At 69.2% G+C, this 13,381-nt stretch carries 15 protein-coding genes and 2 pseudogenes; 9 read left to right on the plus strand and 8 right to left on the minus strand.

Features of this window, described 5'->3' with window-relative positions:
* The 4 genes and pseudogenes from BG452_RS23960 to BG452_RS23975 all read left to right on the plus strand — a co-directional run.
* Positions 1-161, plus strand: a pseudogene (locus BG452_RS23960) (lytic transglycosylase domain-containing protein); the annotation flags it as partial.
* Between the two features lie 711 nt (positions 162-872).
* A complete protein-coding gene (locus BG452_RS23965; protein WP_046385941.1) occupies positions 873-1,157 on the plus strand; it encodes a hypothetical protein in 285 nt (94 codons plus the stop codon).
* Between the two features lie 336 nt (positions 1,158-1,493).
* Entirely contained in the window at positions 1,494-1,655 is a 162-nt protein-coding gene (locus tag BG452_RS23970; protein ID WP_188306427.1) for a hypothetical protein, read from the plus strand.
* A 210-nt stretch (positions 1,656-1,865) separates the two neighbouring features.
* On the plus strand, positions 1,866-2,096 hold the full coding sequence (locus tag BG452_RS23975; protein ID WP_188306428.1) for a hypothetical protein: 231 nt from the start codon (positions 1,866-1,868) through the stop codon (positions 2,094-2,096).
* 267 nt (positions 2,097-2,363) lie between these two features.
* Here BG452_RS23975 and BG452_RS23980 read toward each other — a convergent pair whose 3' ends face one another.
* Positions 2,364-2,828 carry a tyrosine-type recombinase/integrase gene (locus BG452_RS23980; protein ID WP_188306429.1) on the minus strand — a complete coding sequence of 155 codons (465 nt, stop codon included), beginning with the start codon at positions 2,826-2,828 and terminating at the stop codon, positions 2,364-2,366.
* Complete coding sequence (locus BG452_RS23985) at positions 2,816-3,310, minus strand: site-specific integrase (protein ID WP_317621201.1); 495 nt, start codon at positions 3,308-3,310, stop codon at positions 2,816-2,818. Before BG452_RS23985 ends, BG452_RS23980 begins: the two co-directional genes overlap by 13 nt.
* Positions 3,311-3,388: 78 nt before the next feature.
* Here BG452_RS23985 and BG452_RS45905 point away from each other — a divergent pair.
* Positions 3,389-3,481 (plus strand): annotated as a pseudogene (locus BG452_RS45905) (N-acetyltransferase); the annotation flags it as partial.
* 49 nt (positions 3,482-3,530) lie between these two features.
* On the opposite strand, the gene BG452_RS23990 reads toward BG452_RS45905, so the two are convergent.
* The 3 genes from BG452_RS23990 to BG452_RS24000 are packed head-to-tail and all read right to left on the minus strand — an operon-like array spanning position 3,531 to position 6,286.
* Complete coding sequence (locus BG452_RS23990) at positions 3,531-4,769, minus strand: DUF6602 domain-containing protein (RefSeq protein ID WP_188306431.1); 1,239 nt, start codon at positions 4,767-4,769, stop codon at positions 3,531-3,533.
* The gene (locus BG452_RS23995) at positions 4,718-5,890 is read right to left on the minus strand and encodes a trypsin-like serine peptidase (RefSeq protein ID WP_188306432.1); all 1,173 of its coding nucleotides are present in this window, start codon (positions 5,888-5,890) and stop codon (positions 4,718-4,720) included. Before BG452_RS23995 ends, BG452_RS23990 begins: the two co-directional genes overlap by 52 nt.
* Before the next feature lie 24 nt (positions 5,891-5,914).
* Positions 5,915-6,286: a trypco2 family protein gene (locus BG452_RS24000; protein WP_188306433.1), complete on the minus strand. Its 372-nt coding sequence runs from the start codon at positions 6,284-6,286 to the stop codon at positions 5,915-5,917.
* Between the two features lie 173 nt (positions 6,287-6,459).
* On the opposite strand from BG452_RS24000, the gene BG452_RS24005 reads away from it, so the two are divergent.
* On the plus strand, positions 6,460-6,798 hold the full coding sequence (locus BG452_RS24005) for a hypothetical protein (protein ID WP_188306434.1): 339 nt from the start codon (positions 6,460-6,462) through the stop codon (positions 6,796-6,798).
* 376 nt (positions 6,799-7,174) lie between these two features.
* Here the strand turns inward: BG452_RS24005 and BG452_RS24010 are convergent, their stop codons facing one another.
* The gene (locus tag BG452_RS24010; RefSeq protein ID WP_188306435.1) at positions 7,175-8,107 is read right to left on the minus strand and encodes an effector-associated constant component EACC1; all 933 of its coding nucleotides are present in this window, start codon (positions 8,105-8,107) and stop codon (positions 7,175-7,177) included.
* 419 nt (positions 8,108-8,526) lie between these two features.
* On the opposite strand from BG452_RS24010, the gene BG452_RS24015 reads away from it, so the two are divergent.
* A complete protein-coding gene (locus tag BG452_RS24015; protein ID WP_188306436.1) occupies positions 8,527-8,943 on the plus strand; it encodes a ribosomal protein L7/L12 in 417 nt (138 codons plus the stop codon).
* A gap of 354 nt (positions 8,944-9,297) precedes the next feature.
* Here BG452_RS24015 and BG452_RS24020 read toward each other — a convergent pair whose 3' ends face one another.
* Entirely contained in the window at positions 9,298-9,843 is a 546-nt protein-coding gene (locus BG452_RS24020; RefSeq protein ID WP_188306437.1) for an SMI1/KNR4 family protein, read from the minus strand.
* Between the two features lie 709 nt (positions 9,844-10,552).
* Between BG452_RS24020 and BG452_RS24025 the strand changes: the two genes are divergently transcribed.
* Both BG452_RS24025 and BG452_RS24030 read left to right on the plus strand, forming a co-directional pair.
* Positions 10,553-10,882: a hypothetical protein gene (locus tag BG452_RS24025; RefSeq protein WP_188306438.1), complete on the plus strand. Its 330-nt coding sequence runs from the start codon at positions 10,553-10,555 to the stop codon at positions 10,880-10,882.
* A 530-nt stretch (positions 10,883-11,412) separates the two neighbouring features.
* Positions 11,413-12,630, plus strand: coding sequence for a hypothetical protein (locus BG452_RS24030; RefSeq protein ID WP_188306439.1), 1,218 nt, complete (start codon positions 11,413-11,415; stop codon positions 12,628-12,630).
* A gap of 18 nt (positions 12,631-12,648) precedes the next feature.
* Here BG452_RS24030 and BG452_RS24035 read toward each other — a convergent pair whose 3' ends face one another.
* Complete coding sequence (locus BG452_RS24035; protein ID WP_188306440.1) at positions 12,649-13,326, minus strand: recombinase family protein; 678 nt, start codon at positions 13,324-13,326, stop codon at positions 12,649-12,651.
* Positions 13,327-13,381 lie beyond the last annotated feature (55 nt).

Consider the following 13,381-nt stretch of genomic DNA (forward strand, 5'->3'; position numbering starts at 1 on the left):
GTCTGGGCCAGGCGCTGCCGGCCTCGAAGATGGCCTCGGCGGGCGCGGACTGGAAGACCAACCCGGCCACCCAGATCAAGTGGACGCTGGACTACATGAACACCCGCTACGGCAGCCCGAACGCCGCCTGGAACTTCTGGCAGAACCACCACTGGTACTGAGCCGACCACATTCGTCTCCTCCCCCGTGCCTCGGGGTCGGACAGGGGCCACCGAGGTGACCACGAGGGCCTGTGCCCGCACGTTCGTGCGGGCACAGGCCCTCGTGGTGTTTCCCTGCTATCGGCAGTGTCGGGGCGCAGGGCGACAGCGGCGGCCCAGCGGTGGCGAACCCGCAGGGCGACTCGGGGTGATCGTGGCGGGGGACAACGGCGCGAAGGTGACGTGCTCGGCGGCGTCGTCGGCGACGGCCGCGGTCCGCGGCGACGGACTTGATCGTCGCCCCGGGCCGGGTTGATCTTGCTCGGGAACGCCTACTCCGCGGGCGCTTCGAGCTGGTGGGGGACGGTGCCCGCACGCAGTCCCTGGAGGTCGGGGGTGTGGTTGTAGAGGGTGCCGGGGCTGACCCCGAGCAGCTTGGCGATCTAGGTGATCGAGTGCTCGGGGTTGGGGGGCATGTCGCGGGCGGCCCGGATGATGTCCGCGTTGACCACGGTGGGTCGCCCGCTGGGCCTGCCGCGGGCGCGGGCGGCGGCCAGGCCCTCACGGGTGCCGGAGCGGAGCGATGTGGAGGGGGGAAGGGTGGGTTGTAGCGGTGCGCAGGGTAGGACGGTTCGGGCGCAGGGGCGGCACAAGATCGTGCCATCATGGTTACTGACTGGTAATCGGATGATGTCCAGTCAGTGATCCGTGTAATACCGTAAGGAGTCACCCATGCGTCGACGCATGACCGCCCTCGTCCTGACTGCAGCCTTGGCCGGCGGCGCCCTGGCGACGGTTGCCCAGGTCGCCTCCGCCCAGCCAGCGGCTGCCGCCTCGATCAAGGTCGACCTCAACAAGATGCGCCAGCAGGTCGCCGAACTGCGTCAGAAGGCCGACCGACTGGACCGCGCGGGCCAGCACGACGCGGCGCGCAAGACCCGTGCCCAGGCCGACGCGCTGCAGCGCCGGATCAACCAGATCGAAGCGGCCGAGCGGGACACCACCCACCACTTCTGATCTCCGGCGCTCCCGGCGGTCGCCGGTTCCGGCGGCCGCCACGCGACCAGCGCCGTCCGTCCGCAACGCCACCGCGCCCGCCAGCGAGCGGTACGCCGCCGACCTCACCCAGGCCGACGTCGCAGAGCTGTCCGGCTGGCTGAAGGCCGTCCTCGGCGCCGAGCTGCGGAACGCCCCCGCCGGCACTCCGGCGAACCGCCTCGCACTTCGCCCTGCACGCCCTCGTTGACGACGTGGTGGACGCTGCCAACTCACACATCGCGATGCGGGACGCCCGAACCGCCACGCCGGACGACGACGAGTTCGCCGGGCTGGAGAACCTGCACGCCATCCGACGTGCCTGGGGGCAGCTGGTGTCGACTGCCCAGCAAGTGGGCCGAGCACCCCGGCTACGACGGGGCGCGCTGGCGCCGGGTGGAGACCAACCCCTTCCTCTCGGCCCTGCACCGCGAGCGGGATAACAAGATCGCAGACAAGATCATCGCCGAGCAGGGCTGACCCACTGCCGCAGTGCCGTCCCGGATGCACTCGGGACGGCGGTGGCGTTCGGACCGGGCAGACAATCCGGGTTGAGCCGTGTACCGGTGTGCTGAAGGTCTGTTGGACGTGTCGGGTCCAACAGACCTTCAGTGTTGGATCCAGCGGGCGGTGATCTGATGGCAGCAGGCCCGGCGGTCCGGGTGCGTGGAATGAGGGTACGTACGGTCCATGGCATCGAAATTCCGCACGAAGGACGGCGGCGAAGTCCGCGTCGGAGACAAGGTGTGGGCCCGGGTCTGGCAGGAGAGCGAGAACAACCCCTGGCTCCTCACCCAGCACCCGCTCGACAAGACCCACCTCATCCTCAAGGAGATCGGCGGCACCGAGGAACGCGTCCACCACCCAGACGACCTCGCCCTCTACTACTACGCCAACTGGCAGCCGCCAAGTGGTGGATGAGGTGGGCCTCCCCTCAACCGAGCGCCGCAAGCCTCGTCCCAGTGCCTCGTGACGGCGATGGCGCGCTCGGTGTGTCGGGCACCGAGGCGCGTGAGCTTGCGGCGCGCCCGCTCGCCGTACGCCTCCGGCAGTCCGGTCCCGGCCGTGGCCTCGTCGAGATTGAGGCCGCCCAGCGCCGCGTTGAGCCGTTCGTCGTCCGGTTCGCTTGGGTGCGGGTTGAGCCGTGTACCGGTGTGCTGAAGGTCTGTTGGACGGTCCAACAGACGTTCAGTGCCGGGTCCAGCGGGCGGTGATCTGCGTGAACAGGGCTTCGGTGTCGTCGACGAGGCGGGCGTTGCGTTCGCCGGCATTGCGGCGGGTGAAGTAGCCGATCGTGGTGGCCGGGTCGGCGTGGTCGGCGAAGGCCTGGATCTCCGCGAGCGGCTCCTTCGCGTCGATCATGTGCGTGATCCGGCTCGCGCGCAGGACGTGCGGGGTGAGGTCGCGGCCGGGCAGGACGCCGGCGCGCTTGCCGAGCCGGGTGAGCATCCGGTCGACGTCGTGCCGGTCAAGGCGTTGACCGGATGCGTCGAGCAGCAGCGGGCCGGCGGTGCGGTCGCGGACGTGGAGCTCCAGGAGCTCGTCGACGGTCGGGGACAGCGGCAGCAGTCGGTCCTTGGAGCCCTTGCGGTTGAGGTCGAGGAAGGCGCGGCGGCCGCGCACGATCCGCTTGTCGACGTTCAGGGTGCACATCTCGGTGACCCGGCCGGCCAGGGTGTAGAGCTGAGGGTGTAGAGCTGGGTGACGACCAGGGCGTCGCGCTCGTCGTCGCTGGCCTCCACCACGGCCTGCAGCTCGTCGACCTCGAGGACGGGGTTGGCGGTGGAGGTGTCGCGCCGGGCGATGGTGGGCCGGTGGTCCTCGGAGTCGACCGGGTTGACGCAGGCGATGCCACGCCGGGCGGCGTAGGCGTGCAGCGAGGACAGGGAGGAGAGCCAGCCGGCCACCGAGCGGTCGGAGCCGCCGCGGGCCTCCTGCAGCAGCCGCCAGGCGGTGACGTCCTCGTAGCGCAGGCAGCCCAGGGAGAAGGGGGCAACGCCGAGCTCGGCGGCGAAGGCGGCCCAGAACCGGATGTCGTCGCAGTACGCCCGGCGGGTGTTCTGCGACTGGCGCTTGCCGGAGGCGAGCCAGGACATGACGGCCTGGAAAGTCTCGCGGTCGCACAGCTCCGCCATCAGCTCGATCCGCCACCGGACCGGGTCCGTTCGCTTGCGGCCGAGCCGCACCGTGCCGAGCTCGGCACGCAGGAAGTTCGGATCATCGGAACCCGTGAGCGCATCGGCCCCCACCACGGCATGTGGCGCGACGCCGTCCTCGTCGAGCGCCGCAGCCCCGCAGTCAGCTGATCTTCTCTTCATTCGGGCCGGTGGTGTCCTCGCTCTCCGCCTGGGCCGGTCAAGCATCCGTCCAGGTCCGCCTGTTCACCCCGAGTGGATGTTGGCGTGCGTAGTCGAGAAGCCGCAGTGGCGGTATCCAGGCGCCGGCGAGAAGCGCGTTGAGGTTCAGGGCAAGCGACAGCAGGATGTCTCCGTTTGGAGGCGGGTCCGAGGCCAGCAGGGACGAACCCTGCTCGGGCGTCACGTTGATGAGTCCGTTGACCGGGTCCGCCCAGATGAGGGAGCCCTTGCCCAGGACCCAGACGCTGTCGGGGCGCTCGTGCGGCTCTCGACCTGCGCACCACTTGTGGAAGTGATCACCGAGGGTGTCGAGGTTGATGCTGTCGAAGGCGAAGATCATGCCGACGGTGGGCATGTAGGGGTAGATCTTGCCGTAGCGCCGTATGTGCGGAGGAAAGCCCGAGGTGGGGTAGGGGAAGTAGGCCGTCTTCGGCATGGCCTTGACCTTGCGGATCTTCTCGCAGGCGTCGGCGAGTTCGTTGCCGTCCAGAGTGGTCTTCACCTCGATGACGCCGTAGACGCACTCATTGGGAACGACCTGGTAGCCCTCCAGGTGCGTGAGCGGTGGCGTGCTGCGGTCGGCAAGGAGGATGTCGCACTGAGGTGAGACATCGCCCGCGGCCGTGGCGATCTCGGCGCCGCAGATCGCCTTGATGTGGCCGGGCAGCTGCCGGTCGACGAAGCCGTGGGCGATGAGCTCGCGGCTGCCGCCCGCGCTCGCGTTGTGCTTGAACCCTCGGCTCTGTTCGAAGTCAGCCCGCATCCGCTTGGCCACTGAGTGGAGGACCCCGGCAAGCTTGTTCTCTTCCATCACAGGAATGTAGGGCCTCAGGCCCGCATCCGTTACCGGTCGTGGTAGATGTCGTAGGCGAGGTCCTCGTCGGGTCCCATGTTTTTTGCTGTCTTGGTAGATCGACAGAAGCTCCGGGGCGTAGCCGAGGCGTTCGGCCAGGCCTGCGTCCTCGAGGGGCCGGTCGGGGTAGGCGGCTTGTGCCGCGGATTGCTCGTCGGGGTCTTCTGCAGTGCTGCCCAGCTCGGCGGTGGTGGCAGCTTCCAGTAAGTGCCGAGAGTCGCGGGTGAGTTCGCCGGTGGCTGCCCGGAGCCGGTTGCGGGCCTCTCGCCGAAGCGTGGCCACCACGACAGTGCGTCCGTCGCGGGCAAAGAACAGGTTCAATACTGCGGGGGTTAGCGGCTCGGCGGTGGTGAGGAACCGGTCGAGGTCGTCGAGCCATACCACCAGCGGGTCGCTGCTGCTGCGCAGTCGTGGATGGGATGCGAGTTTGGCCAGTGCCTGGGGGTGGGGGCGGCGAGGTGGGCGTCTTCCCAGCCGGTACGGACGGCCTCGAAGGCGGTGCGGGTCTTTCCGACCTTGGACGGGCCGACCAGGAGCACCATCCGGGAGGGCTGCAGAGCGGCCCTCAGCCGGGTGTCGATGTCGTGGTGGGTGCGGGGTACGTAGGGGTCGTGGTCGCCGTAGTTGTTGCGGTTGCCATAGTCGGACGGGGTCGTCCCGAGCCGGTAGGGGTCCAGTTTGCGGACGCGGGGGAGGTCGCCGCTGGTGTGGTCGATGACATCGACGAGCCCGACGAGCGGTTCCATCGGCTCCGCAGTCGTCCAGACCAACTGCTCGACCGGGGGGAGCTTGAGCTCGTCGCAAACCTGCTGTGCGGCGTTGTCGGTGGCGGCGCGCTTGCGGATGGTGTCGAAGGCCATCAGTTGCACTGCAGCGTCCCCCTGCCGCGGGTGGTGCTCGGTGATCACTCCGATGGCCCGGTCGGCGTGGAAGACGAGGGCGCCCGACAACCCACCCCATGGCGACCTTTTCCCCCGATCGGCCTCGGCGTTGGCGGCTGGGTCTGTTTCTCCGACCGAGGTCATCAGTGGCTCGCGCATCAGGAGCCGTCCCGATTCGGCCTCATCGGTCTGGTTGATGGTGCCGTGCAGTTCGGCGGTGTGCCGGCTCCTCTTGGCGGGGTCGCGTTGGAACAGTGGGTAGCCGATCGCGGCGCAATCGCGCAGAGCACCACTGCGGGTCCGGTCAACCCGGGCGAACACCAGGGCCGGAAGGTCGGCCCTCCACGGTGCGTTCGTGAGGCGTAGTACCGCCACGTCCAGCGACGGCGCCGCGACGACCCCGTTGACCAGGCTTACCTCGGCCGATGCGCCGTCACTGGCCCGGACGACCCGCAGCTTCTGCGAGCCCGCTCCGGTCTTCTTGTCATGCGTGCAGTGTGCTGCGGTCAGTACCCGCTGGCCGTCGAGTAGATAGCCGGAGCCGACCTGCTCCAGTCCACCGGGCAGCGCCGCGACGACCGCCACTATCCGGGCCCGGGGAATACCGGTGTCGGCCGAGATCATCGGATCCGCACCTCGCATTCGACGTCACTCGCCGGTGCGGGTCTGGTCTATTTCACTGTTCGGCTCGGGCTTGGGCGGAGGGCCGAAGGTGTCCCCGCCAGCCGTGATTGAGGTAATTGTGAAGTCGGTGGTCAGCGTGCCTTCGGGGGTCTTCCACATAGGCGCTAGGCGTAGTGTCAGGGTCTGCGTGTTCGCGGCCTCTGCGGAGGCCCCGATACCAAGAACAGACCACCCGATCTTGCCGCCGCCGTCTTTGGTCACCGATGCCTGCACCGTCAGCTCGATCGGCTCCAGCCGGAACTGCATTGGCTTGTCCTGGCCCTTGTCCAGGGCAGCGGTCAACTCGGCGCGAAGGGCTTCGATCGCTGCCGCCAATCCCACGACAGGCTTGTCCATGATCGCTCCTGGGGTGATCTGTCGCTATCTGCGTCGTCCCACGTAGCTTCGGTGGCAGCGCGCCAGCGTCAGAGCCGCGCCATGTCCGACGACAACCCCGGCCAGGGCGACGTCGCTGAACCGCCGCAGCGCCCTGCCAGGCCCACGCCGCCGACAGCTGGGGCAACTGCCCGGTGGCAGAACTGCGTATCGTCCAGACACGGCTCCTGGCGCTGCTGGAGCGGTACGCCGACGGCCCGCTGAGCATGGACTACCGGTTCAGCCCGGACGAGACTACCCGGCGGGCGATCCGCCTGCTCGCGGCCCTCATGGACGTTCCCGCCAGGGCCGTACGCCGGCACGCCCGCGGCTCCCGCTGGCCTGCCGGCCGCAAGCTACGCGAGGCGGTGAACCACCGCACGGAGCAGGAGTTCTGCCTCGTGCGCCTTGCCGAGCGCGCAGCGAAGCAGGCCCGCGCGGAAGCGGCGGATGCCCGACGCCGGGCCGCGCGGGCGAGCCATGGAGAGAAGTAGCTCATCCTCCACCGCCAAGTGTGACCTGTTGGTTGTTGTGGCAGGTCGGTGAATCGCTGGTTGATCTTGTTTTTGGGCTGGGGTTTTGCAGGTTGGTTGAGAACTACTGGGTGAGGCTGGGCTCGTGTTCGGGTGTAGCTGCCGGTTCTGCTGGTGTCGGCGGCTGGACATTCGGGCTGTGTGGCCTGCGTGTTTGTCTGGTTGGTTGAGAAGTGCCAGATGGCATGAGACGTAGTGGGGTTTTCCGCAGTTCTATTGAGAGCCCTGTATGCGCGGGGTCTGAGGGTGGCTTTGCGGGTCGGACCGTTGGATGTGACGACGGTGCAGCCGCTGCGGCCCGCCTCCGACCACGGGTGAATGGTCGAGACCCTCCGGCTCAGTCGGACTTCGCGCTGTCAGTTCGGCTGCACAACAACAGCTCGATGTCCTCCTCCCAGGCCTTGCGGGGGTTGATCTCCACCGGCATCGTCCCGGCACGGTGGACCGTCAGTCGGACTGCACGGGGTCGCGGTCCGCGGAGCCAGAAGTTCAAGGCCCGGGCCAGGGCCGAGATGCCGCCGACTTCGCCTACTACCACGGAGATGGAGTTCTGTACCGGTATCTGTTCCTCAGGGCCCGGGGTCCGGCTGGTGAGGCGCACGTCGAGCATCGCCGGATGGGCCCGAAGCTCATCGGCGAGTGATTCGGCCTCCGCGGTGGCCTCGCCTCCAGTCACGGATATTCGCACGTGAACGGGTTCGCCCAGAGTTGTTGCGTCCGAAGTCAGTCGAGGACGAGCACTCCACCGGCGACGGGCCGGTAGGCGGTGGAGCCTCGACGGGCGCGGCGGGGTGACCGGGAGGCGAGGCCGGGCTGCGGACCCTGACAGGGGACGGCCGGGATATCTGACCGTCACCATGCGGAGCACCCCCTCGGCGAAGTCCCGGCCGAGGAAGTGGATGTCCTCCCACGCGGAGTAGAACGCGCCGGATGCGCCGAGCAGGTAGAACCCGGTGCTGCCCGACCGGCCCAGCCCGACGACGCAGAGGTCCTCACCGGCTTCGCGGCAGAAGCTGGAGAGGGAGCCGGGGTGCAGGCCACTGGTGCCGCAGCCGAAGTTCACACCGGTGAGGCGATGCGGATCACGCGGGTTCGGGAACCGGAGCGAGAGACCGGCGAACTCGGCGAAGAACTTCAACGCGTACCCGGGGAGTGCGTCACCAGAGGATTCGAATTCCGCGGCCGCCTTGGCCAGTGCCAGGCCGGACCAGCGATCGGGGACCCAGCCGGCGGACAGGAGGACGAGCTCGACGCGGGGGTCGAAGCGCATGCTTCTTCTTTTAACGATTGGCTGACAGAACGTTTGATCGATTGAGGGTACCGGTTGACGTAGAGCAGGAGCCAAGCGGTACCCCGGGGGCTCTGGCGCGAGTTCCGTGAAAGCTCAGGACGTGTCAGCAGTCGGGGCAGCCTTCCACCGCCGGAGCGTCGGGGAAGGCGCGGTTACCTTCGAGCCAGTCGACCGGCATGCCCCGCCCGGCCGAAGCCGACGGCGGGGGCGGGGACAACGCGGTAAACCGTTCGCCGAACCGTCCCCGCGCGTGATCCGATGTCCGCGGGAGTGGGAGCCTATGCTCCTGGGCGGCGGTGCTCGCGTACCCGCGGCCCGCAGGCGACAAGGCGCAAGCCCGCCTTCGTGACGGCCCGGCGCGAGCGGGTCTCTGGTACGAGGACGGCCGGGAGGGCAAGATGGCCGAGCAGGTCCGGTACGTCACGCTCGTCTGCGACGACGTCCCGCAGAACGTGGTGCTCCACGAGGCCGGCCCGAGACTGCTGGAGGTCGCGAAGATCCTCCGTGCGGAGACGGGCGCCGGGCTCTGGCGCGCCAAGCAGGCCGTGACCGGCCCGCCGCCCGTGCTGCTCTTCGAGTGTGTTGAGGAACGGGCCGCGCATCGGCAGGCCGACCGATTGCGCGCCGCCGGCGCCACCGTGACGGTCGAGCCGTGGCAGCGCAGGCGTCCCGGGCCGACCGGCGCGGTCCAGGCCGTCAGAACACCGGAGCGTGCCGCCCATGCGCCGAACGGGCACGGTAGCTCTCGCGTGGCCGACACCGGCCCGCCGGCGAGCTCCCCAACCGCAGCGCGTAGGCCTCCTGCGGGGGCATGACCTGCTTCTGATCGAGAACGCAAAATGGCCTTGATCACCGATTTGTCTGGACCACTTGCCCTGACCGTCGCGTGAGACCGGGCGGGCGGCGACGCTGCGCCGGATGGTAACTGTGGGTGCATACGGCTGGCTGAGACCTCGCCGGGGCCCCGGCCTGTCCACCGAGCCGGCCAGAATACCGAAAATAGCCGACCGGAGAACTCGAGAAAAAAGGAGGAGAGGAATCGCAGCCGTGCAATCTCATCAATCCATGTCAGAAATACCGTTGGAGGGCCGGTGTTCGGATCGGAGAACCACCCTGTGTCCGACGACCGGCCGACCTGCGCTGGCAGCCGCGCGTGAACGCCGTGCGAGTCACAGCGGCTGGCGCCAGTTGCGGTAGGTATGCGGGGGTTCGGCGAAGCCGCTGTCGCTGAACGGGTTCGGCAGCGTGCCGCCGAGGGTGCCGAGGAGGAAGCCGCCGAAGCCCGCATCGAAGCGGACCCAGCGTTCCTCCCCGTAGAGGGGCTGGCGCTTGAAGACGACGACGTCCCAGCTGTCCGGGTCCCGGGTGTCGCAGAGCCAGAAGACCACGTCGCCGTTGGAGCTCTTCGCGAAGGGGAGAAGCCTCCTCTCCTCCAGGTCCTCCGGGGCGGTGCCAGTGAGGGCCGTCGGCTCCTCCCTCGGGTCGAAGTCCAGTCCGTCGACGAGGTCGCCGTACGGGGAGCCGTCCACCGGCGGCGTGCTGATGCCGAGGTACTCGTCCACCTCGCCGCCGCCGTAGAGCGTGACGAAGTCGCGGTAGTCGGCGGGCAGGCGCAGGCCCGTGGTCTGTGCGAGTCCGTCCCAGTCGATGGTGTCGCCCGGGGTGCGGGGCTCCCCGAGCAGGGCCGAGAGGCGGGTGATGGCCGGGTGGACCAAGGCGGTGTCTCCTCCGTGGGGTGGCGGTTCGATCAGTCACCGTATTGCCCGCCATCCCCGCCCGCGTCGCTGTCCCGGCCGCCGACGTCGACCAGGAGCCCGTTGTCCCCCGTGGCTGCTGCGCCCCGCCCCGGCCGTCTCGGTCGCTGCTGCCCCCCCGGCTGCCGGGGTCGGTGCCGGCTACGACCGGCGTGGCGGGTCGCGTGGCCTGTCACGTCCTGCTGTCGCGAGCGGCGCTGTCGCGTGCTGTGATCTGCGGGGATGGGCTGGATCCCCGTGTGGGGCCTGGGTACGACAGCACCATGTGACAGCTTCCCGTGCTGAGGCCGACGACAGCCTCCCCCGCGCTGGACCCGGCGGGGGAGGCTGCCGTGTGCCCTGGCCACGCTGCTCGGCCGCTGGCCGGCCCCGCCGCCGCCCCGGGGTCGTGGGCCTGCGCGGGAGCTGTATTGCCTGCGGGGGTTGATCATGGGGGTGCTGTTCGTCCTGGTGACGGGACCGGCCTGGAGGGCTCTGCTCCTGTGTCCTGCCCTGCCCCTGTGACCCATCGCAGCGAGGTTTCACCAGTCTCAGCGGGGTTTGACGGGCAGGGGTCTGTCTCACCGGAGTCTGACTGCGGCCTCCGGTGACACTCGCTGAAACCGCCGCTGACCGCGGTTCCGCGCAAACCAGGATGACCCCGCCCGCTGCGATGTCGAATACTCGCACTATGCAGGCCTTCCCCATGAACCCGGATCGACTCGAAGCGCCCGTGCAGCTGCTGGACGACGCCGGCACCGCGTGGCAGCTCCGGAGGAAGCGAGTCGATCTCCGCGCTGTACGTCGACTGATGAAGGACCGCGCCTCGATCGTCGTACTCGGAGAGAACGGCGGGACTCGCCCCCGGCCCGTCGCCGATGGCGAGCGCCCGACGCTCTGGGACAAGGTCAAGGACGACTACAAGGGGCCCGGCGGAAGCCGGACGACAGGACGCTACCTCGCACACGAGTTCCGTGCGGATGCCGACCGCCGCATGCTCTACCTGGAAGAGCACTGCTGACAGCCGGCGCCGCAGGCGACGCCTCCCGCAGCCTCTCTGAGGGGCCGCCAGGCCCCGCCCCCCGCCTCGTTTTCCCGCACCCTGTTCCCGCACCCTGTACGCGTCCGGCGGCGCCTTTTTCTCGGTGGCGCCGCAGGCGACACCCCCGCCGCCCCTCTGAGGGGCCGCCTGTGGGCTCCGGTGAAAGTGTCAGTGCAGTTTCCGGTGACCGGTGCCAGTGACGTCGTGCTCCTGGCGGTCGTCTGTCCGGTCGTCCCCGTGGCACAACCACGGTGAGCAGCTGACAGTGGTTCAGCGCTGTCATCTCAGGAGCACCTGTCGTCCTGGCCGCCGACGAGGTCGAGGGGCCGTCCGCGAGCGATCCCGAAGCCGCCTGCCCCCCGCTCGGCTGGCTGTCCCGCGCCTGCCCGGACAGGAAGGAGCAGGAGGCCCTGGGCTGGTCGAGGCCGCGCAGTGCGCGCCACTCACCGGTGGGTCCATGTTTCAGACCATCGCGAGGCTATTGTCAGCCGCGGACGGATCAATGCACCATGACGGGCATGGAGGCGGGGGCGGGCGAAGCGGCCAGGCGGATCATCGAGCAGGAGGACCAGCTTGTCTGCCAACGGTTGTACGGGATGCTGGCGGGCTATGGGCACGAGGCCCGGCAGGTCCTCGACAGTCTCAGTCCGCTGCGTGAGAACGGCACCGACCTTCTGGGGAGACCGAGGCCGGACGCCCTAAACGCGCTCCGGCGCGCCTGCCGGTGGGCTCTCGACGGTCACGGCCTCCCCGTCGTCGGGAGCATCCTCTACACGTGCACGTTCCGGGGCTCGGCGCCCGGCCAGAACGTTTTCGCCGTGCCGTCCCTGGATTACCAGCGTCTCCGCTTGGTGGAGGCGCGTACCATCTCCCGCCGGGACTTCGAGACCGCACTGACGACAGCCCGTTACCGCGCCCAGTGGCTGGCGCAGTTGTACTCCGAACTTACGATCGTGCAGCCGGTCCTCGATATGCCCACGGAACAGGCCCCGCCGCGGCACGGGCGCCTGAGGGACGGCATCGTCGGCCGCGCGCTGTGCGAGGAGATCGCGGAGCAGCTCACGGACGGGCAGGCGCTCCGCCGCTCCGCCGCTGCTGGGCAGCAGGTGGTGCCCGCGATCCGGGCATGGGTCGCGGCGACGGCTGCGGTCCTCGATCGTGGTCTGACCAACGACGAGGTAGGTGGTGGTCTTCGACTGATGACCAAGGGGCTCCGGTACTGCGAGAAGCGGGCCGTACCCCACCCGGTGGCACTGGCCGGCGCCTATCTGACGCTCGGCCTGGACTATCTCGAAAAGGTGGAGAAGCAGATGCCGGACCACATCGAAGCGTCGGGCCAGGGCACACAGCGGGCGGCGGTCACCGTCCACGGCAACGTGGGCGCGATCAACAGCGAGGTGACGAACAGCAGCCTCGTAGTAGCCGAGACGGTCCGAGGCATCGAGGTCACCGTCGGTGCCCTCGACCGCGACGGACAGGGCGACACCGCAGCCGCCCTGCGGGCACTCACCCACGCCATCCAACAGGACCCCGCGCTCGCAGACGACCGCGCCCGGCTCCTCGACCACGTTGCTGACGTCGCCGAGGCGGCTGCCGAACCGGACCGTCCGCGTGCGCTCAGCCGAGCCCGCCTGGCCATGGCCGCCATCACCGGCGCGGCTGGCGCGTCCGCCCAGCTCGCCCAGACCCTGACCACCTGGCAGGACACCCTCGGCCGCTTGTTCTGAGCCGCCCGGGCACGGGGATCACGCGGTGGCGGCCGGAAGCTGTGCGGGGATCCGGGAGGCGCGCAGCTCGCGCAGGTCCGGGATGTGGTTGTAGAGGGTGCCCACGGAGACGCCGAGGAGCTTGGCGATCGACTCGATGCTGTTCTCCGGGTTGGGCAACATGTCGCGGGCGGCGCGGATGATCTCTGCCGTGGCGACGGTGGGCCGGCCGCCGGTCCGACCGCGCGCCTTGGCGGCGGCCAGGCCCTCGTTGGTGTCCTGCACGATCAGCTCCCGGATGAACTCGGCGAGCGCGGCGAAGACGTGGAACACGAGCCGGCCGCCGGGGGTGGTGGTGTCGAGCGGCTCGCGCAGCGAGGTAAACCCGATCTCGCGCTGGCGCAGCTCGCCAACCATGTTCATCAGGTCCTTGAGGGAGCGAACGTACCGGTCGAGCGCGGGCACCACCAGGGTGTCGCCGGGCTGCAGGAAGATGTGGCACGCCTTCAGCTCCGGGCGCTGGTCGGTCCGGCCGGACTTGGTGTCGGCGAAGATGCGCCGGCATCCGGCGGCATTCAGCGCATCCAGCTGGCGGTCGAGGACCTGGGATCCGGTGCTGATGCGGGCGTAGCCGATCCGGATCTCGCTGAGCGTGCGCGGCCAGGCGAGGAGGAAGTCGTCGGGGCGCGGCACGTCCCCGGTGAAGGCGTCGATCATGCTCCGCATGGTCCCACCGGAGCCGTTCGAACAGGGCCGGATCGTCAACTATCGA

The organism is Streptomyces sp. CBMA123 (assembly GCF_014596465.1).
GTDB lineage: Bacteria > Actinomycetota > Actinomycetes > Streptomycetales > Streptomycetaceae > Kitasatospora.

What these genes read in the sequence shown, in the direction of transcription:
- BG452_RS23965 (WP_046385941.1), top strand. Translation starts at nt 873, where the DNA reads ATGCGTCGACGCATGACCGCCCTCGTCCTGACTGCAGCCTTGGCCGGC.
- BG452_RS23975 (WP_188306428.1), top strand. Translation starts at nt 1,866, where the DNA reads ATGGCATCGAAATTCCGCACGAAGGACGGCGGCGAAGTCCGCGTCGGA.
- BG452_RS23980 (WP_188306429.1), bottom strand. Translation starts at nt 2,828, where the DNA reads ATGTGCACCCTGAACGTCGACAAGCGGATCGTGCGCGGCCGCCGCGCC.
- BG452_RS23985 (WP_317621201.1), bottom strand. Translation starts at nt 3,310, where the DNA reads ATGGCGGAGCTGTGCGACCGCGAGACTTTCCAGGCCGTCATGTCCTGG.
- BG452_RS23995 (WP_188306432.1), bottom strand. Translation starts at nt 5,890, where the DNA reads ATGATCTCGGCCGACACCGGTATTCCCCGGGCCCGGATAGTGGCGGTC.
- BG452_RS24000 (WP_188306433.1), bottom strand. Translation starts at nt 6,286, where the DNA reads ATGGACAAGCCTGTCGTGGGATTGGCGGCAGCGATCGAAGCCCTTCGC.
- BG452_RS24010 (WP_188306435.1), bottom strand. Translation starts at nt 8,107, where the DNA reads ATGCGCTTCGACCCCCGCGTCGAGCTCGTCCTCCTGTCCGCCGGCTGG.
- BG452_RS24015 (WP_188306436.1), top strand. Translation starts at nt 8,527, where the DNA reads ATGGCCGAGCAGGTCCGGTACGTCACGCTCGTCTGCGACGACGTCCCG.
- BG452_RS24025 (WP_188306438.1), top strand. Translation starts at nt 10,553, where the DNA reads ATGCAGGCCTTCCCCATGAACCCGGATCGACTCGAAGCGCCCGTGCAG.
- BG452_RS24030 (WP_188306439.1), top strand. Translation starts at nt 11,413, where the DNA reads ATGACGGGCATGGAGGCGGGGGCGGGCGAAGCGGCCAGGCGGATCATC.
- BG452_RS24035 (WP_188306440.1), bottom strand. Translation starts at nt 13,326, where the DNA reads ATGATCGACGCCTTCACCGGGGACGTGCCGCGCCCCGACGACTTCCTC.